Origin of the sequence: Kitasatospora sp. McL0602 (assembly GCF_052076145.1) — a bacterium.
Taxonomy (GTDB): Bacteria; Actinomycetota; Actinomycetes; order Streptomycetales; family Streptomycetaceae; genus Kitasatospora.
Genome location: NZ_CP197246.1, coordinates 4,691,115 through 4,715,919, shown reverse-complemented (window position 1 = coordinate 4,715,919; position 24,805 = coordinate 4,691,115). Strand labels below are relative to the sequence as shown.

19 protein-coding genes are annotated in these 24,805 nt (G+C 72.3%); 10 read left to right on the top strand and 9 right to left on the bottom strand.

Going from position 1 to position 24,805, the window contains the following annotated elements; all coding sequences use genetic code 11:
• Nucleotides 1-27 precede the first annotated feature (27 nt).
• Both ACR68M_RS21625 and ACR68M_RS21620 read left to right on the top strand, forming a co-directional pair.
• Nucleotides 28-768: an SDR family oxidoreductase gene (locus tag ACR68M_RS21625; protein WP_441245757.1), complete on the top strand. Its 741-nt coding sequence runs from the start codon at nt 28-30 to the stop codon at nt 766-768.
• Between the two features lie 321 nt (nt 769-1,089).
• Entirely contained in the window at nt 1,090-1,584 is a 495-nt protein-coding gene (locus tag ACR68M_RS21620) for a 2-oxo-4-hydroxy-4-carboxy-5-ureidoimidazoline decarboxylase (protein ID WP_441245756.1), read from the top strand.
• A gap of 47 nt (nt 1,585-1,631) precedes the next feature.
• Here the strand turns inward: ACR68M_RS21620 and ACR68M_RS21615 are convergent, their stop codons facing one another.
• Complete coding sequence (locus tag ACR68M_RS21615; protein ID WP_441245755.1) at nt 1,632-2,348, bottom strand: hypothetical protein; 717 nt, start codon at nt 2,346-2,348, stop codon at nt 1,632-1,634.
• A 253-nt stretch (nt 2,349-2,601) separates the two neighbouring features.
• On the opposite strand from ACR68M_RS21615, the gene sdhC reads away from it, so the two are divergent.
• The 4 genes from sdhC to ACR68M_RS21595 are packed head-to-tail and all read left to right on the top strand — an operon-like array spanning nt 2,602 to nt 6,036.
• Nucleotides 2,602-2,982 carry a succinate dehydrogenase, cytochrome b556 subunit gene (gene sdhC, locus ACR68M_RS21610; protein WP_441245754.1) on the top strand — a complete coding sequence of 127 codons (381 nt, stop codon included), beginning with the start codon at nt 2,602-2,604 and terminating at the stop codon, nt 2,980-2,982.
• 6 nt (nt 2,983-2,988) lie between these two features.
• Nucleotides 2,989-3,489, top strand: coding sequence for a succinate dehydrogenase hydrophobic membrane anchor subunit (locus tag ACR68M_RS21605; RefSeq protein WP_441245753.1), 501 nt, complete (start codon nt 2,989-2,991; stop codon nt 3,487-3,489).
• Nucleotides 3,490-3,520: 31 nt separating this feature from the next.
• Nucleotides 3,521-5,263, top strand: a complete 1,743-nt coding sequence (gene sdhA / locus ACR68M_RS21600) for a succinate dehydrogenase flavoprotein subunit (protein WP_441245752.1) — start codon at nt 3,521-3,523, stop codon at nt 5,261-5,263.
• Nucleotides 5,263-6,036: a succinate dehydrogenase iron-sulfur subunit gene (locus ACR68M_RS21595; protein WP_441245751.1), complete on the top strand. Its 774-nt coding sequence runs from the start codon at nt 5,263-5,265 to the stop codon at nt 6,034-6,036. The genes sdhA and ACR68M_RS21595 overlap by 1 nt, the downstream gene beginning before the upstream one ends.
• A gap of 72 nt (nt 6,037-6,108) precedes the next feature.
• Here the strand turns inward: ACR68M_RS21595 and ACR68M_RS21590 are convergent, their stop codons facing one another.
• Nucleotides 6,109-7,728: a hypothetical protein gene (locus ACR68M_RS21590; RefSeq protein WP_441245750.1), complete on the bottom strand. Its 1,620-nt coding sequence runs from the start codon at nt 7,726-7,728 to the stop codon at nt 6,109-6,111.
• Between the two features lie 91 nt (nt 7,729-7,819).
• Nucleotides 7,820-8,068: an SCO4848 family membrane protein gene (locus ACR68M_RS21585; protein WP_441245749.1), complete on the bottom strand. Its 249-nt coding sequence runs from the start codon at nt 8,066-8,068 to the stop codon at nt 7,820-7,822.
• A 196-nt stretch (nt 8,069-8,264) separates the two neighbouring features.
• Here ACR68M_RS21585 and ACR68M_RS21580 point away from each other — a divergent pair, with 196 nt between their 5' ends.
• On the top strand, nt 8,265-9,461 hold the full coding sequence (locus ACR68M_RS21580; protein WP_441245748.1) for a D-alanyl-D-alanine carboxypeptidase family protein: 1,197 nt from the start codon (nt 8,265-8,267) through the stop codon (nt 9,459-9,461).
• An 18-nt stretch (nt 9,462-9,479) separates the two neighbouring features.
• Here ACR68M_RS21580 and ACR68M_RS21575 read toward each other — a convergent pair whose 3' ends face one another.
• The 6 genes from ACR68M_RS21575 to ACR68M_RS21550 form a co-directional block, all read right to left on the bottom strand.
• Entirely contained in the window at nt 9,480-10,337 is an 858-nt protein-coding gene (locus tag ACR68M_RS21575; protein ID WP_441245747.1) for a class I SAM-dependent methyltransferase, read from the bottom strand.
• 54 nt (nt 10,338-10,391) lie between these two features.
• Entirely contained in the window at nt 10,392-11,324 is a 933-nt protein-coding gene (locus ACR68M_RS21570; protein WP_441245746.1) for a YihY/virulence factor BrkB family protein, read from the bottom strand.
• A gap of 59 nt (nt 11,325-11,383) precedes the next feature.
• On the bottom strand, nt 11,384-12,385 hold the full coding sequence (locus ACR68M_RS21565; protein ID WP_441245745.1) for a class I SAM-dependent methyltransferase: 1,002 nt from the start codon (nt 12,383-12,385) through the stop codon (nt 11,384-11,386).
• 137 nt (nt 12,386-12,522) lie between these two features.
• On the bottom strand, nt 12,523-14,280 hold the full coding sequence (locus tag ACR68M_RS21560) for a hypothetical protein (protein ID WP_441245744.1): 1,758 nt from the start codon (nt 14,278-14,280) through the stop codon (nt 12,523-12,525).
• Between the two features lie 201 nt (nt 14,281-14,481).
• Nucleotides 14,482-16,425: a hypothetical protein gene (locus tag ACR68M_RS21555; protein WP_441245743.1), complete on the bottom strand. Its 1,944-nt coding sequence runs from the start codon at nt 16,423-16,425 to the stop codon at nt 14,482-14,484.
• Nucleotides 16,426-16,435: 10 nt separating this feature from the next.
• Nucleotides 16,436-17,458 carry a glycosyltransferase family 2 protein gene (locus ACR68M_RS21550; RefSeq protein ID WP_441245742.1) on the bottom strand — a complete coding sequence of 341 codons (1,023 nt, stop codon included), beginning with the start codon at nt 17,456-17,458 and terminating at the stop codon, nt 16,436-16,438.
• A 341-nt stretch (nt 17,459-17,799) separates the two neighbouring features.
• Here ACR68M_RS21550 and ACR68M_RS21545 point away from each other — a divergent pair, with 341 nt between their 5' ends.
• From ACR68M_RS21545 to ACR68M_RS21535, 3 genes are all read left to right on the top strand, one after another.
• Nucleotides 17,800-18,435, top strand: a complete 636-nt coding sequence (locus tag ACR68M_RS21545; RefSeq protein ID WP_441245741.1) for a class I SAM-dependent methyltransferase — start codon at nt 17,800-17,802, stop codon at nt 18,433-18,435.
• 132 nt (nt 18,436-18,567) lie between these two features.
• The gene (locus ACR68M_RS21540; RefSeq protein ID WP_441245740.1) at nt 18,568-22,125 is read left to right on the top strand and encodes a bifunctional glycosyltransferase/CDP-glycerol:glycerophosphate glycerophosphotransferase; all 3,558 of its coding nucleotides are present in this window, start codon (nt 18,568-18,570) and stop codon (nt 22,123-22,125) included.
• A 201-nt stretch (nt 22,126-22,326) separates the two neighbouring features.
• On the top strand, nt 22,327-24,756 hold the full coding sequence (locus tag ACR68M_RS21535; protein ID WP_441245739.1) for a CDP-glycerol glycerophosphotransferase family protein: 2,430 nt from the start codon (nt 22,327-22,329) through the stop codon (nt 24,754-24,756).
• The last annotated feature ends 49 nt before the right edge of the window (nt 24,757-24,805 follow it).

The following is a 24,805-nucleotide window of genomic DNA, read 5'->3' as shown; positions in this document are numbered from 1 at the left end:
ACCGACATCGACCCCCCGGGAGAGACAATGACCGAGCAGAAGGTGGCCGTCGTCACCGGCGCCAGCAGCGGGATCGGCGCGGCGACCGCCCGCCGGCTGGCCGCCGACGGCTTCGACGTGGTGCTGACCGCCCGCCGCACCGAGCGCATCGAGCAGCTGGCCAAGGAGATCGGCGGGCGCGCCTACACCCTGGACGTCACCGACCGGGCCGCCGTGGACGCCTTCGCGGCCGAGCTCGGCCGCGTCGACGTCCTCGTCAACAACGCGGGCGGGGCCTTCGGCGCCGAGTCCGTGGAGACCGGCGACCCCGCCGACTGGCTGGCCATGTACGAGGTCAACGTGCTCGGGGTGCTGCACGTGACGCAGGCGCTGCTGCCGGCGCTGCGGGCGACGGGGGACGGCACCGTGCTGATCCTCTCCTCCACGGCCGCGCTGGCCGCGTACGAGGGCGGCGGCGGCTACATCGCGGCCAAGATGGCGGCGCACGGCATCGCCGGGACGCTCCGGCTGGAGCTGTGCGGCGAGCCGATCCGGGTGATCGAGATCGCCCCCGGGATGGTGAAGTCCGACGGCTTCGCCGTCACCCGCTTCCGGGGTGACGAGGCCAAGGCCGCCGCCGTCTACCAGGGTGTCGCCGAGCCGCTGACCTCGGAGGACGTCGCGGACACCATCTCCTGGGCGGTGACGCGCCCCTCGCACGTCAACATCGACCTGCTGGTGGTGCGGCCGCGCGCCCAGGCCGCCAACCACAAGGTGCACCGGGTCTGACCTGAGCCTGAGCGGGGGGAGGGAGCTGACCGGAAGGTGTCAACGTCACAACTTGATACCTCGATCGAGTGAATTCGGTCTGCCCCCTCCCCAACTGATTACCCCTCAACTACTTTGGTGCCGCTGCCCGGCCGGGCCGCGTTCAGCTCCGTCCCGGCCCCCGCTTCCCAGCACGTCGCGCAACCGCACAGCCGCCCGTCGGTACTCCATGCTTGTCGAGACACTCGTCGAGTTACCGAGACCCCGACACCCCCTTCCCGCCCTCACGAGGAGGACCCGCTGGCCAGCGACATCCCGCCACAGCGTCTCGATCCGCTGCTGGTGCCGTCCCTGCTCGGGCTTCACCGTTTCAACGAGGCCGACCCCGGCGCCGCCGAGGAGGCCCTGCTGGCCTGCTGCGGCAGCCACCGCTGGGCGCTGCGACTCGCCGCCCACCGCCCCTACCCCGACATAGAGTCCCTGCTCGCCGCCGCGAGCGAGGCCTCGTACGACCTCCGCCCGGCGGATCTCGCCGAGGCGCTGGCCGACGAGAGCTGGATGCCGCAGCCCCTGCTCGGGATGCGCGCGCCCGGCAGCCAGGCCGCGCACACCGCGCTGCGGGCGGCCCACGCGGCCTACGAGGCCCGCTTCGGGCACGTCTTCGTCGTCTGCCTGGAGGGCATCGCCCCCGAGGAGATGCTCGACACCGTGCTCAGCTCCATCCGCACCCGGCTGACCAACGACCCGGACGAGGAGCGGCTCGTCGCCTCCGACGAACTCCGGCGGATCGCCCTGACCAGGCTCGAACACCTGGTGGCGACGCACTGCTCGGCCTGACCGGTTGACCCAGGGGCTCCTGCCCCTGGGTCAACCCGCTGTCCGGGTCAACCCGCTGTCTGGGCCTGTCGGAGCTTCCCGACCTGGGTGGTGACGATGTGGGTGTCCGGGGCCGGGGCCGGCTCCTTGCCGGTGCCGACGGTGCTGAAGACCGCCAGAGCGGTGCCGGTGCGGGCCAGCACCGCGTGCTGGGAGAGCACGGTCGCGCCCGATTCATTCGTCAGGGTGAAGGCCGTCACGCCGTCGGCTCCCTCCACCGTGGGCGTGTCGGCCCGGGTCAGCCGGTGCCTGCTGTGGCCGCCCTTGCGGGCCGCCGAGGTGAAGACGGTGCACTGGCCGAGGACCTTCTCCAGCGCGGCCTGGACGGCCGCCGCCCGCCCCGGCGCGAAGGCCAGCAGGCCGGTGTAGAGGCCACCGCCCGGCTGGGCCGCCCGCGCGACGCTCAGGTCGGTCTCGGCGGCGGGCCCGTTCGCCGGGTTGGCCGGAGCGACGGCGTCCAGCACGGGCTGGCAGGCGGGCACGTCCGCGGTCTCCCGGTCGGCCCCCTCCCCCGGGTTGGCCGGGCCCGGCGTCATCAGGGTGACGGTGTATCCGGCGCCGAGCTCGGCGTCGGTGACGGCCGCCGAGCGGAGCTGTGCGGCCGTCAGCTCGCGCGGCGCGGCCGCCCGGTCGGCCGAGGCCGTCACCGTGGTGCAGCCGGTGGCGAGGACGACGGGCAGCAGGGCGGGCAGTAAGAGCGCGGGCAGGGAACGGCGCAGCGGCACGGGCGTACTCCATCGGCGTCGACGGCGGGTCGGCCGTCACCGTAGCGCACGGGGTGGATACGCTCAGTGACCAAAGGTGTGGCAGTTCCCGCTCGGGTTAGCCCGTGCGTGCCTGATTGATCACACCTGACACCCCCGGAGGCGGTTGGCCGCACGGCGTCGATAGGATGCTCGCGGCCGGAGGACCGTACCCGGCCGGGCTGACCGACACCGAAGCCGGCCGAGCCCCCAATCCGCTTCCGGAGGGTTTTCCGTGCCGGCTGGAACGCTGTACCGCGGCCGGGAAGGCATGTGGAGTTGGGTGGCTCATCGAGTCACCGGCGTCCTCATTTTCTTCTTCCTGTTCGCCCATGTCCTCGACACCGCACTCGTGCGGGTGTCGCCCCAGGCTTATGACTCCGTCATCCAGACGTACAAGACGCCGCTCGTGAACCTGATGGAGTACGGCCTGACCGCCGCCATCCTGTTCCACGCGCTGAACGGCCTCCGGGTCGTGGCCGTCGACTTCTGGTCCAAGGGCCCGAAGTACCAGAAGCAGATGCTCTGGTCGGTGGTGGGTGTCTGGGTCGTCCTGCTGGCCGGCGCCTTCTACCCCATCCTGCAGCACACGCTTCGCACCTGGTTCGGGGGCTGATCCGCGATGTCGTCCACGGACTACAAGTACTCAGACGCGATTGAGGTGCCCTCCGCCCAGGCCCACACGGGCCAGGGTCTCGGCACCGGCAACCCGGCGGACGCCTTCGTGGTGGAGCCGCCCCGCGCCCGCTCCAAGAAGACCCCGCGCCGCACGCGGACCAACTTCGAGATGCTCGCCTGGCTCTTCATGCGCCTGTCGGGTGTCGTGCTGGTCTTCCTGATCCTCGGCCACCTGCTGATCATGCTGGTGCTCGACGGCGGCGTCTCCAAGATCGGCTTCGCCTTCGTGGCCGGCCGCTGGGCCTCGCCGTTCTGGCAGGGCTGGGACCTCCTGATGCTCTGGCTCGCCATGCTCCACGGCGCCAACGGCATGCGGACGGTCATCAACGACTACGCCGAGAAGGACTCGACCCGTCTCTGGCTGAAGACCCTGATGGGTGCCGCGACCGTGTTCACGGTCCTGCTGGGCACCCTGGTGATCTTCACCTTCGACCCGAACATCTAATCGGCGTAGAACCCAGAGGCGACTGACACACATGCAGATTCACAAGTACGACACCGTCATCGTCGGCGCCGGCGGCGCCGGCATGCGCGCGGCCATCGAGTCGACCCAGCGCAGCCGTACCGCCGTGCTGACCAAGCTCTACCCCACCCGGTCCCACACCGGCGCGGCCCAGGGCGGCATGTGCGCCGCCCTCGCCAACGTCGAGGAGGACAACTGGGAGTGGCACACCTTCGACACGGTCAAGGGTGGTGACTACCTGGTCGACCAGGACGCCGCCGAGATCATGTGCAAGGAGGCCATCGACGCCGTCCTCGACCTGGAGAAGATGGGCCTCCCCTTCTCCCGCACCGAGCAGGGCCGGATCGACCAGCGCCGCTTCGGCGGTCACTCCCGCAACCACGGTGAGGCGCCCGTGCGCCGCTCCTGCTACGCGGCGGACCGCACCGGCCACATGATCCTCCAGACGCTGTTCCAGAACTGCGTCAAGCACGGCGTCGAGTTCTTCAACGAGTTCTACGTCCTGGACCTGCTGATCAACGACGGCAAGACCGCCGGCGTGGTCGCGTACGAGCTCGCCACCGGCGAGATCCACGTCTTCCAGGCCAAGTCGGTCGTGTTCGCCTCCGGCGGCACCGGCAAGTTCTTCAAGGTCTCCTCCAACGCCCACACCCTCACCGGTGACGGCCAGGCCCTGGTCTACCGCCGTGGCCTGCCGCTGGAGGACATGGAGTTCTTCCAGTTCCACCCGACGGGCATCTGGCGCATGGGCATCCTCCTCACCGAGGGTGCGCGTGGCGAGGGTGGCATCCTGCGCAACAAGGACGGCGAGCGCTTCATGGAGCGCTACGCCCCCGTCATGAAGGACCTCGCGTCCCGCGACGTCTGCTCGCGCGCCATCTACACCGAGATCCGCGAGGGTCGCGGCTGCGGCCCGGACGGCGACCACGTGTACCTGGACCTCACCCACCTGCCGCCGGAGCAGCTGGACGCCAAGCTCCCGGACATCACGGAGTTCGCGCGCACCTACCTCGGCATCGAGCCCTACACGGACCCGATCCCGATCCAGCCCACCGCGCACTACGCGATGGGCGGCATCCCGACCAACGTCCAGGGTGAGGTGCTGCGCAACAACACCGACGTCGTCCCGGGCCTGTACGCGGCCGGCGAGGTCGCCTGCGTCTCCGTGCACGGCGCCAACCGCCTCGGCACCAACTCGCTGCTCGACATCAACGTGTTCGGCAAGCGGGCCGGCGTCGCCGCCGCCGACTACGCGAACGCCAACGAGTACGTCGAGCTGCCCGAGAACCCGGCCGAGAAGGTCGTCGCGCTCGTCGAGGGCCTGCGCGAGTCGACCGGCACCGAGTCCGTCGCGCAGATCCGCAAGGAGCTGCAGGAGACCATGGACACCAACGCCATGGTCTACCGCACCGGCGACACCCTGAAGGCGGCCGTCACCGACATCGCCGCGCTGCGCGAGCGGTACAAGAACGTCGCGATCCAGGACAAGGGCCAGCGCTACAACACGGACCTCCTGGAGGCCGTGGAGCTGGGCAACCTGCTCGACCTGGCCGAGGTGCTGGCCGTGTCCGCACTGGCTCGTGAGGAGTCGCGCGGCGGTCACTACCGCGAGGACTTCCCGACGCGTGACGACGTGAAGTTCATGCAGCACACCATGGCGTACCAGGAGGTCGCGGCCGACGGCAGCACCTCCATCCGCCTCGACTACAAGCCGGTCGTCACGACCCGCTACCAGCCGATGGAGCGTAAGTACTGATGAGCACTCCGACTGTGGAGAAGCACTCGGCCGCTCTGGACGCGGCCGAGCTGGGCGGCGTCAAGCTGATCACCGTCACCCTCCGGATCCGCCGGTTCAACCCGGAGGAGCACCCGGACCCGGTGTGGGTCGACTACCAGCTGGAGATGGACCCGAAGGAGCGCGTCCTGGACGCGCTCAACAAGGTCAAGTGGGAGCAGGACGGCACCCTGACGTACCGCCGTTCCTGCGCGCACGGGATCTGCGGCTCGGACGCGATGCGGATCAACGGCCGCAACCGTCTGGCCTGCAAGACCCTGATCAAGGACGTGGACCCGGAGAAGCCGATCACGATCGAGGCCATCAAGGGCCTGACGGTCCTCAAGGACCTGATCGTGGACATGGACCCGTTCTTCCAGGCGTACAAGGACGTCATGCCGTTCCTGATCACCAACGGGAACGAGCCGACCCGCGAGCGCCTGCAGTCCGCCGAGGACCGCGAGCGGTTCGACGACACCACCAAGTGCATCCTGTGCGCCGCGTGCACGTCGTCCTGCCCGGTCTTCTGGAACGACGGCCAGTACTTCGGCCCCGCCGCGATCGTCAACGCGCACCGCTTCATCTTCGACTCGCGCGACGAGGGCGGCGAGCAGCGCCTGGAGATCCTGAACGACCGTGAGGGTGTCTGGCGCTGCCGCACCACCTTCAACTGCTCCGAGGCCTGCCCCCGTGGCATCGAGGTCACCAAGGCGATCCAGGAAGTGAAGCGCGCGCTCGTCACGCGTCGCTTCTAGTCCCCGCCTGCACGTACCGAGGGCCCGTCCGGAACTTCTCCGGACGGGCCCTCGGCGTCTCCGCTGCTTCCGCTACTTCAGCAGACCGAGGTCCTTCGGGGCCGTGACGCCGTCGAAGGTCAGCAGGTGCCGCGCCGCCGTGACGGCGTACAGGTCGGGCTTTCCGTCGCCGTTCCCGTCACCCGAGCTGCCGAGCGTCGGGTAGTCGGCGACAGGGAAGCTCCCGATCACCGTGCCGCCCGCCGGGTCGGCGAGGGCGGCGAAGTCGTACGTGCCGTCGGCGTTCTTGCCGATCGGGTAGCTGCGGAGCTCGCCGGTCGCCTTCTCCCGCGACCAGAGGGCCAGCGAGCCGTCGGCCGCCTTGCCGGGGGCGATCACGTCGTAGCCGGACCAGGTGCCGGTGGTGCTGAGCTGCCGGACCGTCCGGTAGGCGAGCGGGCTGTCGAACAGCCAGAGGTTTCCGCCCTCGACGGTGAGCAGCGCACTCGACGACGAGTCGTCGAGCGGGCCGAGCTCCGCCAACTGCTCGACGTTCGACCAGTCGGCCGGGAAGTCGGCCGGAAGGTCCGGGATGTCCCAGGAGTCGGGGCGGTCGAGCAGCATTGCCCCCCGGCCGAAGACGCCGTAGTCGAAGTTGCGGTAGTCGTAGAGCGCCGTGCCGCCCGGCCGGTACGCCAGCAGGTCGTCCATGGGGGCGTGCGACCCGTCCGACCCCCGGTGGACGAGCTGCGAGCCGGCCCAGCTGCCCCAGGGGCCCAGGACTGCGGGGACCGTCGAGCTGGGGGTGGTGCCGGTGGCGTCGGCGCTGATCACCTGGAGGTTTCCGGCGGCGTCCGGCAGCAGGATGTCCGGGACACCGTCACCGTTGACGTCGCCGGGGGTGTTCGGCGGGTTCGGGTTCGACCGCGCGTAGAAGGTGTAGCTCAGCGGCCCCGCGACGTTCCCCGCGTTGTCCATCGCCTGCACCTGGAGGACGTTGGTGCCCCAGTCGGCGGGCCTGAGCCTGACCGTGGCGCTGCCGTCGGCCGCCGCGGGCACCATGTTCGCGCCGTGGCAGTCCTGGTGGACGCCCAGGGTGCCCTGGAGGACCACCTGGTAGCAGGCGACACCCGAGGCGGCGCCGGTGGCCGGGGCCTTGTCGGTGCCGGTGATGGTGAAGGTGCCGTACTGGCCCGCGTACTTGGCGGGGGTGCCGGTCGCGGGGAAGTCGGTGGAGGTGACGGCGAGGGTGCTGGGCGGGGTCGTGTCGACCCGGAAGCTGCACCAGGGGGTCGGCCGGCCGGTCGCGTGGGCGGTGAGGGCCTGGGCCTGCCAGGCGAAGGTGCGGCCGTCGACCAGGTTGCCCGGCTTGACGGCGGCGGTGCCGCCGGTCACCGGCGCGGTGGTCTTGACGGCCTGGCCGGTGCGCTCGTCCCGGACGGAGAAGCGGGCGGTGCTGGCGGCCCCGTCCGGGGACTGCACCGAGACGCCGAGCGTGACGTCCCCGAGGCCCACCCAGCCCGGGGTCTCGCCGGGCTCGCAGCCCTGCGTCCGTACGCCGGTCGCGGCGAAGCCCGGTGCGGGCGTGGCCTGCGGGTTGGTGGTGACCGGCGCGGGCGCGGCGGCGTTCGCCGCAGGTGCGCCGAGGGCACCTGCGGCCAGCGCGACCACGGCGGCCGGGGCGAGCAGGCCGGAACGAATGGAGGACAGCACGGAGATTCCCACCCCTGAGATCCGAAGGTGCGCGGACGGAGTGTCGCGCGGGGTGGATCGTGCCAGGGCCGTCCGGCGGCGGGCAACCGGATTAGCCCTCGGTACGGCCCGCCTTCAGACCCCGGATGCCGACGACGCCGACCAGGGCGCCGAGGACGAACGAGGTGACGGCGAGCGTCAGGTGGACCCAGAAGAAGGCGGTCGGCTGGGAGTGGTCGCCGTTGGTGAAGGCCTGGCCGGCGGAGTCCTTCCAGAGATTCTTCACAAAGGTGGTCCAGATCATGAGGGACCACACGCCGAAGGCGGTGAGGAACCAGGAGGTGCGGCGGCTGAGCTTCATGGGTATGTCCTCGGGAGGCACGGGCACGGTCGGCTCCCAGTATGTCTCGCAGTATGAGGAGTGGGCCGGACGGCCCAGCGACCGGCACTCGTCAGGAGGACGCTCCCGGCGCGGCGGGCCGGGTGGCCGGGCTGTTGGGTACCTGTCCCGGGTGCAGAAAGTCCGTGATCTCGCTCTTCGCTGCGGCGTCGTCGCCGTGGCCGTCTCACTCTGTGCCGCCGCTGCCCCGTACGACGGCCCCCCGCCCGGCGTGGTCGGCGGCCAGCGCCTCGGCCAGGCCGGGGTGCAGGTCGCTCCGCTTGCCGGGGCACCCGCGCTGCCCGGTGAACTGACCGGCCAGTCCTGGCTGGTGGCGGACGCCGGGACGGGCGAGGTGCTCGCCGCGTACAACGCGCACCTGCGGCTGCCGCCCGCGAGCACGCTGAAGATGCTGTTCGCCGACACCGTGCTGCCGAAGCTCGACAAGTCGACGGTGCACCACGTCGCCCCCGCCGAGCTGTTCGGGCTCGGGGAGGGCAGCAGTCTGGTGGGCGTCAAGGAGGACCTCGACTACCGGGTCGAGGACCTCTGGCGCGGCGTCTTCCTCGCCTCCGGCAACGACGCCGTGCACGTGCTCGCCCACATGAACGGCGGCGTCGACCGGACCGTCCAGCAGATGCAGGCCCGCGCCAACCTGATGCAGGCGCGGGACACCCACGTGGTCTCCCCCGACGGCTACGACACCGACGGGCAGCTCTCCTCGGCCTACGACCTGACGCTGTTCGCCCGCGCCGGGCTGAAGTACCCGGACTTCCGGACGTACTGCGGCACCCGCGACGCGCAGTTCCCCGGCGCGGTGGACAAGGCCACCGGCCAGCGGGCCAGCTTCGGCATCGCCAACACCGACCGCCTGCTCGGCAGCTACCCCGGCCTGATCGGCGTCAAGAACGGCTACACGACGAATGCCGGGGCGACCTTCACCGGAGCCGCCGTCCGTGGCGGGCGGACGGTGCTGGTGACGGTCATGCACCCCGCCTCCTACATGAAGGTGTACGAGGAGACGGCGGCCCTGCTCGACTGGGGCTTCGCCGCCGCCGGGAAGGTCACCCCCGTCGGGGCCCTGGCCGAGGACACCGCCGCCGCACTGCCGTCACCGGCCGCCAAGCCCACCGCCCAGGCGCCTGCGGCCGCAGCAGCCGTTGCCGCCGCCGCGCGGCCCGCGGCGGCGCGGGCCTCGGTCGACGGTGGGATCGGGCCGGTCGGGTGGCTGGCCACCGGCACCTGCGCGGCCGCAGCGGCGGCGGCGCTGCTACGGCTCCGGGCCCGCCGCATCCGCCGCCGCCGACGGGCTCTTCCGCCGGGGGCGCCCACCACGATGCCGGCGCCCGTGGGGGCCACCGCCATCGGCCGCTGACCCCCCACTGCTGAGCGGTCAGACGCGGGCCCTGCGGATGGCACGGGTGACCACCGGGGGGAGGAGGTCGAGGGCCAGGCGCCGGGCCCTCGAGCGCTGCGGGCGGCGGGGGGTGGTGGTGGCGCCGGCGGCCGGGGCGGGGGCCGCCGGGGTGCCGTCGTAGGCGAGGCGGTGGACGGTGTGGCCCGCGATGACGTCCTTCTCCATCCGGAAGCCCTCGCCGGGCCAGTCGCGGGCGAGCAGGTCGGCCTTGGCCGCGTCCGCGTCGCCCCAGGTGCCGTAGAACTTCTCGGGGGTGAGGCAGATGGGCTTCAGGCCGAGGCCGGCGACGGCCTCCCAGGTCGCGGCGGCGACGCCGGGGGTGTGCGGGGAGCGGTAGTCGTCGAGGACGACCAGGCCATCCTTGGCGAGGGCGTCGCGGGCGACCAGGATGTCGCCGGCGACGTGCTCGTACAGGTGCGAGGCGTCGATGTGGACGAAGCGGCAGCTGCCCTCGGGGATGCGGCCGTCGGCGAGGACGGAGGTGGGGGCCTGGACGACCTCGGGGAGGCGGTCGTGGAAGGCGAGGTAGTTGGTCTCGAACGCCTGGCGGGTGAGGGTCTTGCGGTACGACATATCCATCTCGGCGGAGTTCTCGGCGTCCGGGGCCTCGGAGTCGAAGAGGTCGCAGACGGTGAAGGTCTCGCCGTCCCGGAGGTGCCGGCCGAGCAGGACGGCGCTGCGGCCGAGGTACGTGCCGAGTTCGAGGATGTCGCCCTTGGTACCGGTGTCGCTCTGCCGGTCGAGGAACCAGCTGAACACCTCCTGGTCGACCTTCCAGAACCATCCGGGAACGTCATCGGGGGTGCGAGGTACTGCGGAAGCGGGGGTGGCCACAGTGAACTCCAGGGGAGGCGCGCCATGGGTCGGGCGCTGATTGCGTGATCCTAGTCACTCCGATGGTCGAGCGGGAGGGGCCGCGTGCTCCTTCTCCAGAACCGCCTCGGCCTGTTCGACAGCTCGCCGCCGGGCGGCGGCAGGGTCGGCCAGGGCGGTCCAGGAGACGCAGTACATCAGCAGCCGGCTGACGAAGTTGATCCACAGCAACAGTGCGACCGGCACGCCGAACGCGCCGTAGACGCTCTTGCCCGCCACCGAGCCGAGGTAGGAGGAGAGCGCGAGCTTGAGCACCTCGAACCCGATCGCACCGATCAGGGCGGCCTGCAGCACGTCCTTGCGACGCTGGCCGGTGATCCGGGGGAAGGGCCCGAGCAGGTACGCGAAGAGGACCATGTCGGCGAGCACGCCGATCAGGAATCCGGCCGCGCCGAGCAGGTAGCGCCCGGCGGAGCCGCCGATGCCCAGCCAGTCGGCGAGCCGCTGGGCGAGCTGGGTGGCGACGCCGGACGCGCCGAGCGAGACGGCGGAGACCAGGCCGAGGCCGAGCAGGACGACGCAGTCCCAGCCCTTGCGCAGGATCGGGTTGCCGCCCTCCTCGGGGAGCTGCCAGACGTCCCGGATCGAGCCGCGCATGGTGTCGACCCAGCCGAGCCCGGAGATCACCAGCAGGACGCCGCTGACCAGCCCGATCGTCCCCGCGTTGGCGACCAGACCGGGCAGGTTGAGGGAGTCGGAGAGGCCCGGCAGCTGCTCGGAGATCTTGTCCTGGAGCTGCTTCACCCGGTGGTCGCTGAGGGCCGCGACCGCGACCGCCAGAGCGACGGTGAGCAGCGGGAAGAGCGCGAGGAACCCGAAGAAGGTGACGGCCCCGGCGAGGCGGTTGCCCTTGGCGGCGGTGAAGTGCGCGTACGTCAGGTAGGCGCGGCTGCGGAGCAGTCGGGCGATCAGGGGGCCGATCAGCGGCAGCTTGGCCAGTTTCTCCACGGCTTCACGCTACTGGCCGCCCGCCGGGGATCGGGTGACCTCACGCCACCGGCGAGCCTTCAGCGGCCGCGCCGCGCCCGGCGGACGGCGGCGGAGAGGAGCGGCGGGACGAGGTCGGCGGCTGCGCGGCGGGCCACGGCGGCGGGGCGGCGGGCCGCTGCGGCGAGGGCGCGGCGGGCGGCGAGCTCCTCGGCGGCCTGCTCGGCGGCCCGGCGCCGGGCCTCCTGGGCGATGCGGTCGTGGTGGCGGGAGACCGGGAAGTCGGTGATCGGGTCCGGCTGGCCGCCGAGCCGCAGGACGCGGTGCCCGGCGATGGTGTCGGTGCCCACGCGGCAGCCGGGGGCGCCGCCGGAGGTGCGGAGCAGTTCGTCCTGGAAGGGCTCCGGGTCTCCCCAGGTGGCGTAGAACTTGCACTCGGTGAGGCAGATCGGGCGGAGGTCGAAGTTGAGCACGGCCTCCCAGGTCGCGGCGGCGACGCCGGGGGTGTGGGCCGAGCGGTAGTCGTCCATCACCAGGACGCCCTGCGGGCCGAGTGCGGCGCGGGCGACCTGGACGTCACCGGCGACGTGCTCGTACAGGTGCGAGGCGTCGACGTGGACGAAGCGGCAGCTGCCCTCGGGGATGCGGCCGTCGGCGAGCACCGAGGTGGGGGCCTGGATGATGGTGGGCAGTTCCTCGTGGAAGGCCAGGTAGTTGGCCTCGAACGCCTGCCGGGTGAGGGTCTTGCGGTAGGACATCACCATCTCGGCGGAGTTCTCGGCGTCCGGGGCCTCGGAGTCGAAGAGGTCGCAGACGGTGAAGGTCTCGTCCTCGCCGAGGTGACGGCCCATCACGATGGCGCTGCGGCCGAGGTAGGCGCCGAGCTCCAGCAGGTCGCCGGTCTCCCCCGTGCGCTGCTGACGGTCGAGGAACCACTCGAAGGCGTGCCGGTCCAGATCCCAGAACCAGCCGGGTACGTCGGTGAGGACGCCGGGTTCGGCCGGGACGGCGGTCTCAGCGGCGGTCTCAGCGGCGGTCTCTACAGCGGTCTCGGCAGCGGTCTCGGTGGAGAGAGCGGTCATGGGGGGGCACTCCTTCGGTGGCACGGCGGGCCGTGAGGGAACGGCCCGCCGTGCTGAACGACCGGCGTCGCCGCTGGTAGTGCCGCCTCAGGGCGACCGCCGCGACGCCGGGTTGACCGGGCTCACCCGGTCGTGGCTCACCCGGTCGGGGCGCGGCCGCCGCAGTAGACCGTCCAGTTGACGTACGCGACGTTGCCGCACCAGAGCTTGGAGTCGACGCTGTCGTGCGGCCGCCAGAGTTCGTGCGGTGCGGTGCAGGTGTGGCCGGGGGCGTAGAGCGGGCAACTGCCGTCGCCGCGCTGGAGGGTGTGCGAACGCCAGGCGTCCAGGCCCATGTTGCGCTGCTCCGGGTCGCTCGGCATGTAGCGGTTGGCGGACCAGGAGGCGGCCATCGCGCCGAAGAGGGCCAGACCGCAGAGCGATCCGGCGGCGAGCCGTCGGCCGATCGAGCCCGAGGGGCGCAGCTTCTGACTGGCCGTCAGCCGTCGCCAGGCCTTCGCGGCGCTGCCGGAGATCAGCATCGCGGCGAGCACGGTGAGGGTGATGAAGCAGTAGAGGATCAGCCAGGTGGTGCGGGGGTAGAGCATGACGGCCTGGTCGCGCTGCATGTGCCCGGCGAACCAGAAGCGCAGCACCCAGGCCCCGCCGAGGCAGCCGAGCGCGGCGACCACCGGGGGCCGCCGCAGCCCGAGGGCCAGCGCCAGCGCGAACCCGACGATCACCAGCAGGGAGAAGGTGGTCTGCCCGGCCAGCTCGCCGGGCGGCGGCCAGGCCCAGGAGGCGGGCCAGCCGGAGCGGTCGGAGCGCCAGCCCATCACGTACGCCGGGTCGATGTAGACGTCGAAGTAGGCGTAGCGGTCGACGGTGGAGGCGCCGTGGGCGAGGAACTTGAGCAGCAGCGGGGCGCCGACCAGCCCGGCGGTGACGGCGGTGGCGCCGAGCAGGGCGGCCGCGCGGGCCAGCGCCGCACGGCCCTTGCGCCAGGGGACGAGTGCGGCGATCGCCACCAGGGTGCCGGGGGCGGACCAGACGAACCAGCCGGAGTACCCGAGGAAGAGCAGCCCGAGCACGGCGCCGATCACCGCACCGCGCAGCAGCGCCGAGCGGAAGGACCGACCCGGCACGCGGGTGAGTTCGGTGAGCAGGCGGCCGAGGACGGGCACCAGGCAGACCATCACCAGGTGGCTGTAGGGCCGGATCGGGTCGAGGAAGAGGATCGAGGCGGGCAGTGCGACGGCCAGCGCCCAGGCCGGGCGGAGCAGGCTGCGCCAGGCCAGGTAGGCGAACGGGCCGAAGACGGCGCTGAGCAGGAGCTGGACGTCCTTGAGGGCGAAGCCGACGTGGCCGGGCCGCAGGTACTTCGTCCACTCGGCGAGCAGCACGATGAAGCCGGGCGGGTAGAGGTCGGGCAGCCCCTCCCCCTTCAGGAAGGACTCGGCGTAGCTCTGCAGGGTGCCCGGGTCGCCGTCCTGGCCGCCGAGGCCCCAGGGGGTGCCGCGCAGCGCGACGGCGATGCCGCCCGCGACGATGCCGGTGCCGAGGCCCGCGACGACGGCGCAGCCGAGGCGGAGCAGCAGGCGGTACCGCTTGGGGGCCGCCCGGTGCGCCGCGTACAGCACCACGGCGAAGACCGGCAGGGCCAGCATGGCGGCCCTGAACTGGAGTTTGGCCAGGCCGCTGACCTGGCCGACCCGGATCAGCGGGTCGACGTGGATGTTGCGGGCCCAGACCATGAAGCCGACGCCGACGGCCAGCGCGACGGCGGCCTCCGCCGAGCCGGCGAGCAGCTTGCGGAGGTGGTGGCCGCCCTTGGCTGCGGGCGGTACTGGTTCGGCAGGGAGGGCCCTGGGTGGTTCGAGGGTGGCCACGCTCGGCATGGTGTTCGCTTCCGTCACGTCGGGAGTCGGCCGGGGGCAGACCTCCGGCACTGCAATCGGCGTAACGACGGGCGGCCGAACGGGTCACCGCGGCAGCGGCGGCTCCGCCCGAACGGATGACTTCACGCAACTGGCCGGCCCCAGGGGCGCGGGGAACTGCGCGCCCGGCCGGGTGCGGCGCCGTCTCTCCCGTTTCGCGCAGTTCCCCGCGCCCCTGGGTCAACGCCCCAGTACGACCGGTCGGTCGTGGGTGTCGTAGCCGATCAGGGCGACGTCGAGGCGGTCGGGGTCGGCGAGGCGGCGGGTCTCGGCGGCCAGCGCCGGGTCGTCCAGGTAGACCCGCAGCGGGACGGGGTAGGCCGCCGCGTAGTCGGCGATCTCCTGGGCGCTGTGCCGCCAGCGGCCCCAGATCCAGGCCCGCCAGGAGAGTCCGTTGTCGCGGGCGAGCACGCCGAGCCAGAGGCTGCCCTCGCGGAAGCGCGGGTCCTCCCCCGCGTGCGGCTCGACCAGCAGGACGGCGGCCCGGGGGTCGGGCACCGGGCGGGTGGCGTCGATCGCCGTGACGAGGGCGGCGCTGGCGGGGGCGGCGCGGTCGCCGTGCAGGTACGCGGCGCCGGAGCTGCCGGCCCAGCCGGTCTGCGTACCGGGGTGGTCCGGCTGGGAGTTGAGCACGAGGGCGCCGAGAACCACGGCGGTGACCGCCACCGCCCAGGGCGGGCCGCCGCGGCGGCGGCCGACGGCGGGCACCAGGGCCGCGCCGAGGGCGAGCACCACGACGACGACCAACGGGTGCAGCAGCTTCTCGTAGTAGTACGAGACGTGCCCGGCCGTGGCGAGCTGGTAGCGCATCAGCGCGAAGGCGACGGCGCCCGTCACGGCGAGCGCGCCGAGCGCGGCCCGGCGGGGGGCGTTGCGGCGGGCGGCGCGGGTGAGCAGGCCGAGGGCGGCGAGCGCGAGCAGCGGCAGCAGCAGGTGGCGGCTGACGGCCATGACGCCGCCCGCCATCACCAGGACGTCGGCGGAGCCGGCCTGCTTCCAGTTGGCCAGCACCGGCAGGGCGGCCGCGGCGGCGGTGCCGACGACGGCGAGCAGCAGCCAGGGCCAGCGGGGCAGCCGGCGGCGGTGCGCGAGGGCCCAGACCAGCAGCAGCGGGAGCGCGGCGGCGAGCAGCAGGTAGTAGGCGAAGGAGATGCCGGTGGTCAGCGCGCCGAGCAGCACCGCCTGCTCGCCCGGCCGGCCGAGCGGGCGGACCACCAAGGCGGCCAGCAGGGCGAACAGCGCCAGCCCGAAGAGCTCGCTCTCGAAGCCGGTCAGCAGCAGCGGCGTCGCCTCGACCAGCACCAGGTATCCGGCGGCGGCGGCCGTCAGCGGCAGCACCGCCCACCGGCCGAGCGCGGGCCCGGCCGTCCACCGGGCGGCCCAGGCGACCGCGCCGACGCAGGCCGTCAGCACCCCCGCCGCGAGCAGCACGAAGCGGCTGAGCGCGGCGGGGGCGCCTGATGGCACGTCACCGCCGAAGGCGAACTCGGTGAGTACGGCGAGCGTCAGGTGGCTGCCCTGCGGGTAGCTCTGGAAGCCGTCCTGGAGGGTGATGTCGGCCTCGGCCCGGTGGAAGGTCAGGTAACCGCCGAAGCGGAGCACGCTGTCGTAGAGGGCGAAGTGCCTGGCCAGGTCCTCGCCGTGGTAGATCGCGGCGAGCCGGCCGGTGAAACCTTCGCGCAGCAGCGGGCCGAGGTAGAACCAGGCGGTGGCGGCGACGGGGAGCAGCAGCAGCGCGTCCCGGGTGGTCGGCCGGGGGAGGGTGGGGCGGCGGGTCGCGGCGAGGGCGGCGAGCGGCACGGCGGTGGCCTCGGCGATCGCGAGCGGGTGCAGCCCCCAGGGCCAGCGGGAGGCCGCCACGCCCAGCAGGCAGAGCCAGCCGGTGAGGCCGCCGGCGGCGAGCACCAGCCGGTCGAGCAGGCCGAGGCGGGAGCGGAACAGCGACGCGGCGGCGGCCAGGAGCAGCGCGAGGGTGAGCAGGTCGAGGCGCAGCAGGTGGAGCAGCGGCGGGGCCGCGAGAAGCCCGAGGGCCCACCGTGCACGGTTCAGGAACTTCGCGAAGCGGGAGATGCGGCGCTGTCGCCTACCGATTTGCGCAGTTCCCCGCGCCCCTAGAGCGTGCATGCTTGAGACTTTAGGTACGGAGAGCCACGTGGGCCGCCTTCGCCGCGACCTGGCGCGTCCGGGCCAGGGCGCGTACGCCCTGGTAGGTCAGGTAGCGGCCCTGACTGAGGAGTTCGGTGCGCAGACCGCTGACGCCGGGGACGGGGCGGTAGCCGTCGGGGCGGAGGCGGGCGCAGTGTTCGGCGGCGCGGCGGAAGTACTCGCGGCGGTCGCCGGGCGGGATGCGGCCGGGCTTGCTGACGACGGTGTTGAGGTGGTGGACCATCCGGCCGTAGACGATGCCGCGCCAGCGGGCCAGGTCGGGGCGGCGGTCCAGGAAGTCGAAGACCAGGTCGTACTGGGCGAAGACGTCGAAGTGCTTGCGGCTGGCGGTGGCCAGTATGTTGCCGCCCTCCTCGCGCTGGCGGTAGTGCACGCCCACGCTGTCGAGCATGGTGATCCGGGAGGCGGAGAGCAGCGCCGGGAAGGTCCACGGGGTGTCCTCGTAGTACCCGGCGGGGAAGGTCAGGCCCTGGGCGTCGATGTAGTCGCGGCGGTAGGCCTTGTTCCACACGACCATCAGCAGGTCGAGCAGGTCGGGTCGTTGGTCGAGAGTGAAGACGTCCGGGCCGGGGCGGCTGAAGAGCGGCGCCGAGTTGCTGCGGACGACCCGGCCGTCGCCGTAGGTGCGGGCGTAGTCGTAGACCAGGATCTCGGGGTCGTCGCCGTGCCGCAGCCGGGCCTCGACGGCGGTGAGCAGCCCGGGGGTGAAGGTGTCGTCGCTGTCCAGGAAGATCACGTAGTCGCCGGTGGCGACCTCCAGCCCGGCGTTGCGGGCGCGCCCCAGCCCGACGTTGGCGGGGAGGTGGACGACGCGTACCCGGTCGTCGCGCGCGGCGGCCTCGTCGAGGATGGCTCCGCAGCCGTCGGGCGAGTGGTCGTCGACGGCGATCAGCTCGAAGTCCGGGCAGGACTGGGTGAGCACCGAGTCGAGGCACTCGGCCAGGTACTCCTGTACCTGATAGACCGGGACGATCACGCTGAAGCGGGGCATTTGCGACTCATTCTAGGGGGACGCTCAGTCGCCGGAGATCACCGGGAGGCGGGGGGCTGCGTTCCGGTACTGCCTGGGCGGGCCAGCGGCAGACTAGCCCGCAGGGGGCCCGCTGCGCACCCCCTCCCCGGCCCCGACCCGGGCCGCCGAGCGACCTTAAGGTCCAGTCCACCTGCGGCACCGGTGATGGTCAACGAGCCACCCTGGTACTGGTCACCGCCGTCGTACCATCGGGTGACCCTGGCAGCGGCGCGGCCCTCGGCGGCTCTACGCTCGCTTCTCAGCTACACCAGATCTCCACCAGCAGCTCCCCCCGTACCGCAGCCTGGAGAGGCCCAGCCATGCCCGAAGCTTCCGACCCGCAGTCGTCCGGCTCGCCGACCGGTGGGGCCACCGCCGACGCTTCCTACACGGAACGCCTGGTGACGCTGGAGCAGTCCGGCATCAAGCGGCTGCTGCCGACGCAGGCGCCGTACCGGTGGAACCTCAAGCGGCTCCAGCTCGGGCGGGTGCTGGACGTCGGCTGCGGGGTCGGCCGGAACCTGCAGAACTGCGACCCGGGCAGTGTCGGCGTCGACCACAACGAGACCTCGGTGGCCACCGCGCGTGCGCGCGGCCTGATCGCCTACACCGCCGCCGACTTCGAGGCCGACCCGGAGCTGAGCCGCCCCGGCGCGTTCGACTCGATGCTGGTCGCGCACGTGCTGGAGCACCTGGATCTGGAGACCTGCGAGCAGCTGCTCAAGAGCTACCTGCCGAGCATCCGCTCCGGCGGCAAGGTCGTGCTGATCACGCCGCAGCTGGCGGGCTACCGCTCGGACCCGACGCACGTCCGCTTCGTCGACTTCGAGGGGCTGCGCGAGTACGCGGAGCGGGCCGGGTTGAAGGTCGACCGCAGCTATTCATTCCCGCTTCCCGAAGCCGCGGGCAAGGTGTTCAAGTACAACGAGTACATCCTGGTGGGGATCGTCCCCTGAGCCTGCGGCCTTCGTGGTGCGGCCGGTCGCGGCGGGTACTATCGCCGTGCTGCGCCCGGTTCGTCCCGTAGACCCGGCCGTGGACCGGCCGCAGACCGGCCGCACGCCCCTGATGAAAGGCCCGCGCACCCGATGGCCCCCCGCCTCTCCGTCGTCGTCCCGATCTACAACGTCGAGCGTTACCTGGAGGAGTGCCTGGACTCCATCGCCGCCCAGACCTTCGACGACCTCGAATGCGTCATGGTCGACGACGGCTCCAAGGACGGCAGCGCGGCCATCGCCGAGGCCTACGCCGCGAAGGACTCCCGCTTCCGGCTGGTCAAGCAGGTGAACCAGGGCCTCGGCGCGGCCCGGAACACCGGCTACCGGCACATCGACGCGGGCGCCGAGTTCCTGGCCTTCGTCGACAGCGACGACACCCTGCCGCCCAGCGCGTACGAGCTGATGATCGGCACGCTCGACGAGACCGGCTCGGACTTCTGCACCGGCAACGTGCTGCGCTTCCGCGCGATCGGGTACTACCCGTCGGGCGGCCACCGCAAGCCGTTCAAGGAGACCCGGCTCAAGACCCACGTCACCGAGATCCCGGCGCTGATCACCGACCGGACGGCGTGGAACAAGGTCTACCGCCGCTCCTTCTTCGACGCCGCCGGCATCCTCTACCCCGAGGGCATCCTCTACGAGGACGCCCCGGTGAGCGTGCCGCACCACTTCATGGCCGCCAGCGTCGACGTGCTCTCCGAGCCGATCTACCACTGGCGTGAGCGCGAGGTCGGCGAGATGTCGATCACCCAGATGAAGACCAACCCCAAGACGGTGGTCGACCGGGTCAAGTCGATGGAGCTCGTCCGGGCCTGGCTGCAGGCGCAGGACGACCCGAAGTACCGGGGGCACCTGGACTTCTACGACGAGAACAACCTCGTCGAGGAGATCCCGATGTTCTTCTGGCCGATCATCGAGGACGACGCGGCCTACAACAGCGCCTACCAGGAGTCCGTCAGCCGCCTGCTGCGCGCCATCGGCCCCGGGCAGATCCGCAAGCTCCGCGCCCCGCTGCGGCTCAAGTACCACCTGACCCTCGCGAACCGGATGGACGAGTTCGTCGAGCAGATGCGCTTCGAGAAGGACAGCAACGGCGCGGCCCCCGCGCGCGGCCTGCTCCGCCCGTACGCCGACTACCCCTTCCTGCGCGGCGGCCGCAAGAGCGTGCCCGCCGACGTGCTGCGGCTGGAGAACGCGCTCGTGATGCGCAGCCGCCTGTACGACTCCGCCTGGGTCGACGGCAAGCTGCAGCTCACCGGGCACGCCTTCCCCGAGCACCTGGGCGCCGAGAACCGGCACGACATGGTCAAGGTGCTGGTGCTGCGCGAGGCCAAGGGCCGCCGGGTGCTGGCCGTGCCGACCAAGGCGATGTACAGCCCCGAGGCGACCGCCAGCTCCCCGCACGACCTGTACAGCTGCGACTGGGCGGGCTTCAGCACGACCATCGACCCGAAGCGGCTCAAGCACCGCGGCCAGTGGAAGGACGGCTCCTGGCGGGTGCTCATCGCGGGCATCGGCAAGGGCGGCGTCTACAAGGGCCGGATCTCCGGCGGCTGGAGCGACACCGCCGAGAGCCTGCCGGTGCACTGGGTCGAGGACGACGTCCGGATCGTGCCCCGGCTCAAGGACAACCACGTCTACCTGCGGGTCGAGCGGGTCCGCGTCCGGGCGCTCGCGGTGAGCTTCACCGACGGCCGGGTACGGGTGAGCGGCACCGCCGCCTCCGGCGCCGACCTGGCCGGCGCGCAGCTACGGCTCAAGCACGTCGAGTCCGACCGCGACCTGACCTTCCCGCTGGAGCTCGGCACGCCCACCGGGCGGGTCGTGCCCTTCACCGCGAGCTTCCCGGTCGGCGAGCTGACGGCCGTCCGCGAGGCCTGGGACGCCCTCGACCCGGCCTCCGAGGAGCGGCTGCGCGACCGCTGGGACACCGAGCTGCTGCTCAGCAACGGCATCACCTCCCCCGTGGTGATAGACGACCGCTCGGCGCCCGAGCAGCTCGACCTGCCGATCAACGACGACACCCGGGCGCTGTTCTCCAAGCCCTCCCCCAGCGGGTACCTGCAGTTCATCGACCAGGTGCTGCAGCCGGTGGTGGAGGAGGTCACGGCCGCCAAGGGCGCCGACGGCTTCCTGCTCAGCGGCAGCTTCCCGCTGCCCGGCACCCACCGGTACGAGCTCGTCATCCGCCACAACTGGCGCGAGGAGGAGCACAGTTACCCCGTCGAGATCACCGACGGCCGGTTCCGTGCCGCGCTGCCCGCCGTGCCCACGGCCTCCTTCGCCGGCCAGGTGCCGCTGCACAAGGGCACCTGGGAGGTCTTCTTCCGCCCGGCCGACGCCCAGCCCGGCACCCTCTGGCCGCAGGTGCTGCTCGCCGCCTCCTGCCACCGCGCCCTCCCACTGGAGGTCGAGGCCCGCGGCAAGCGGATCGCCCTGGAGCGCCGGCTGTTCGACACCCTCTCGCTGGAGGCGCACTCCGCGCTGCTGCCGGAGGAGCGCAGCGGCCACCGCCAGCGTCAACTGCGCAACGAGTTCGCCACCCTCCAGCGCCGCCCGCTGACCGACAGCGTCGTCTACAACGCCGCGCTCGGCACCCAGTACGCCGGTTCGCCCCGCGCGGTGCACCAGGAGCTGGTGCAGCGGGGCCTGCCGCTGCGGCACCTCTGGACCACCGACGACCTCCAGGCCGACCTGCCGCAGAGCGCCGAGAGCCTCCGCCAGTGGAGCCCGGAGTGGTTCGAGGCGCTGGCCACCGCCAAGTACGTGGTGACCAGCACCCACCTGCCGGAGTTCTTCGAGCGCCGCCCCGGCCAGATCGTGCTCCAGACCTGGCACGGCACCCCGCTGAAGCGGATCGGACACGACTTCGAGAAGGTCTGGTTCACCGACAGCGAGTACCTCAAGCACCTGGACCGCGAGGTGCCGCACTGGAGCCTGCTGGTCTCCGGCAACCGCTGGTCCACCCCGGTGCTGCGCCGGGCCTTCGGCTACCAGGGCGAGATCCTGGAAGCCGGCTACCCGCGCAACGACGTGCTGCTCGCCGCCGACCGGGAGAAGACGGCCGAGCAGGTCCGCGAGCGCCTCGGCCTGCCCGAGGGCAAGAAGATCGTGCTCTACGCGCCGACCTTCCGCGAGGACCGGCGCCGCCCGCACGGTGGCTACCAGCTCGACCTGCGGCTCGACCTGGAGGCCGCCAAGGCGGCCCTCGGCGAGGACCAGGTGCTGCTGGTGCGCGCCCACGAGGTGATGTGCGGTCAGATCCCCGGCGCCGGCAACGGCTACGTCTGGGACGTCGGCACCTACCCCGACATGGCCGACCTGCTGCTCGTCGCGGACGTGCTCGTCACCGACTACTCCTCGGCGATGTTCGACTTCGCGAACACCGGCCGCCCGATCCTCTTCTTCACGTACGACCTGGAGCACTACCGGGACAACCTGCGCGGCTTCACCTTCGACTTCGAGGCGCAGGCCCCCGGCCCGCTGCTCGGCACCTCGGAGGAGCTGATCGCCGCCCTCGGCACCGTCGACGAGACGTCCGCCGAGCACGCCGACCGCTACACGGCCTTCCGCCAGGCGTACTGCGACCTGGACGACGGCGCGGCCTCGGCCCGGGTCGTGGACGCTCTGCTCGCGGCCCAGGGCTGACGCCTCGAAGGATGAAGGGGGGTCGGCTGCCCGCAGCCGACCCCCTCGCGCCCCAACAGGCCCCGTGCACCCAGCAAACTCTCAGTTGACCTGGGGTGGAGCGCAGGTGTGAGATGGCACCCACTGCCAGGGAGGTCGCTTCACATGCCTGCTTCCGCCACCGCTCCCGCGGTCCCGTCCTCACGAGTGCCGGAGCAGGTCATGCCCGCCGCGCCAGTCGCACCCCCGGCCGAGCCGACCTTTGCCGTCCGCGCCCTGCGCTGGACGGAGCGCGGCCTGGAGCTCACCGGCTCCGCCCACCCCGGCGACCGCGACACCACCTGGCTGAGCAGTGCCTTCACCACCGTGACAGCGCTCCCGCCGGGCTCGCACCAGCACAAGGCCGTCCGGCTCCGCACCCGGCACGAGCAGAACGCCGAAGTCACCGAGGCCAGCGGCCAGACCGAGCACAACCACGACTGGGCCGCCTTCACCGCCCTGCTCGCCCCGGCGAAGCTGCGCCGGGGCGGCCGATGGACCGAGGGCGACTGGCGGTTCGAGGCCGCCGTCCGCTCCGGCCGGCACCGCGAGCACGGGCCGCTCCGCCAGCACTGGTGCGGCTCCGGCGAATACCCGCCGGTGCGCTGGCTCGACCGGGACACCCGGGCCGTCCCCTTCTTCGAGGACGGCACCCTGCGGCTGCGGATCGAGACCACCCGCAGCCGGCTGACCCGCTCCGTCCGCACCGGCGGCGCCCTCGACCTCACCCTCGAGGCAGCCGACTGCCCCGAGGGCAGCGTGCTGAGACTGCGGCACCGCCAGTCCGACACCGAGCTGACCGTCCCGCTGCAGCACACCGAGGGCCGCACCCACACCGCGCGGCTGCCGCTGGCCCCCTTCGCCATCGCCGGTGACGGCCCGCACGAGATGGAGCACTGGGACGTCGAGCTGCTCCGCCCCGACGGCTCCAGCACCCGCCCCGCCGCCGACCACCGCGAGCAGCCGCTGGCCGCCCAGCACCCGCTGGCAGCCCCCGACCAGGTCCTCTACCTCAAGGAACTCGCCGACGGCTACCCGCAGTTCTGCGTCCAGAGCGGCACCGCCCTGCTGACCTCCGTCACCGCGGACGGCGACGCCTTCCACCTCACCGGCACCGCCCCGCTGCCCGGCGACGGCCCGCTGGAGCTCGTCCTGCGGCACAGCAACGGCACCGGCGAGATCCGGCACGTCCTCCCGCGCGCCGAGCGCCTCGACTTCCGGTTGCCCGCCGTCAGCACCGCCTCCGACGGCTCCACCCGGCCGCTGCTCAAGGGCATCTGGGAGTTCCGGCTGCGCCCGCTCGGCCGCCCCGACGCCGAGCAGTCCCTGATCCTCGCCCCCGAGGCCCTGGACACCCTGCCGGTCGGCGTCGAGGCGGGCAGCGCCGCCACCGGCACCAAGCGGATCCTGCTGGAACGCCGCTGGCACGACACCCTGATCCTCGACTCCACCCCCGACCTCACCGCCGCCGAGCGCAGCCCCTACGCCCAGGAGCGGCTGCGCACCGTGGCGTACCCCGCGGCCCGGCAGCGGCCGCTGCGCGAGGCGGTGCTGTACGACGTCTTCAACGGGCGCGGCTACGCCGACTCCCCCCGCGCGGTGCACGCCGAACTCGTCCGGCGCGGCGCCCCGTTGGAGCACCTCTGGGTGGTCGACGACGCCCAGAGCGCGGTGCCGGAGGGCGTCCGGCCGGTGCGCAGCCACAGCCCCGAGTGGTACGAGGCGCTGGCCACCTCGCGCTACCTCGTCGGCAACACGCACTTCCCCGACTTCATCGAACGCCGGGACGGGCAGGTGATCGTGCAGACCTGGCACGGCTCACTGCTCAAGCGGATCGCCCACGACGTCGAGAGCGGCTGGCTGGCCGACGCCGGTTACCTGACGGCGCTCGACCGCGAATCCCCGCACTGGAGCCTGCTGGTCTCCCCCAGCGCCTTCGCCACGCCGATCCTGCGGCGGGCCTTCCGCTACCAGGGCGAGATCCTCGAATCCGGCTACCCCCGCAACGACGTGCTGGCCCTGGGCGAGGGCGTGGACGCCGTCCGCCGACGCCTCGGGGTGCCCGACGGCAAGCGGATCGTGCTCTACGCCCCGACCTGGCGCGAGGACCAGCAGCGCGAGAACGGCGACGGCTACCAGCTGGGCCTGCGGATCGACGTGGCCGCCGCCAGGGCGGCCCTCGGCCGGGACCACGTCCTGCTGGTCCGCTCGCACTCGCACGTCCGCGAGCCGCTGGCGGGCGCGGGCGACGGCTTCCTGTACGACGTCAGCGACTACCCGGACGTGCAGGAGCTGCTGCTCGCCGCCGACGTGCTGGTGACGGACTACTCCTCGATCATGTTCGACTTCGCCATCACCGGGCGGCCGATCCTCTTCTTCACCTATGACCTGGACCACTACCGCGACGACCTGCGCGGCTTCTACTTCGACCTGGAGGCCGAGGCCCCGGGGCCCCTGCTCGGCACCTCCGACGAGCTGATCGCCGCCCTGCGCGACGTGGACGGTCTGACGGACCGCCACGCGGAGGCGTACGCACGCTTCCGCAGTACGCACTGTGCGCTGGACGACGGCGGAGCAGCCGCCCGCGTGGTCGACGCGATGCTGAAGGGGTAACCCCAGGGGCGCGAGGAACTGCGCGATGCGGAAGGTGCGGCGCCGTCAC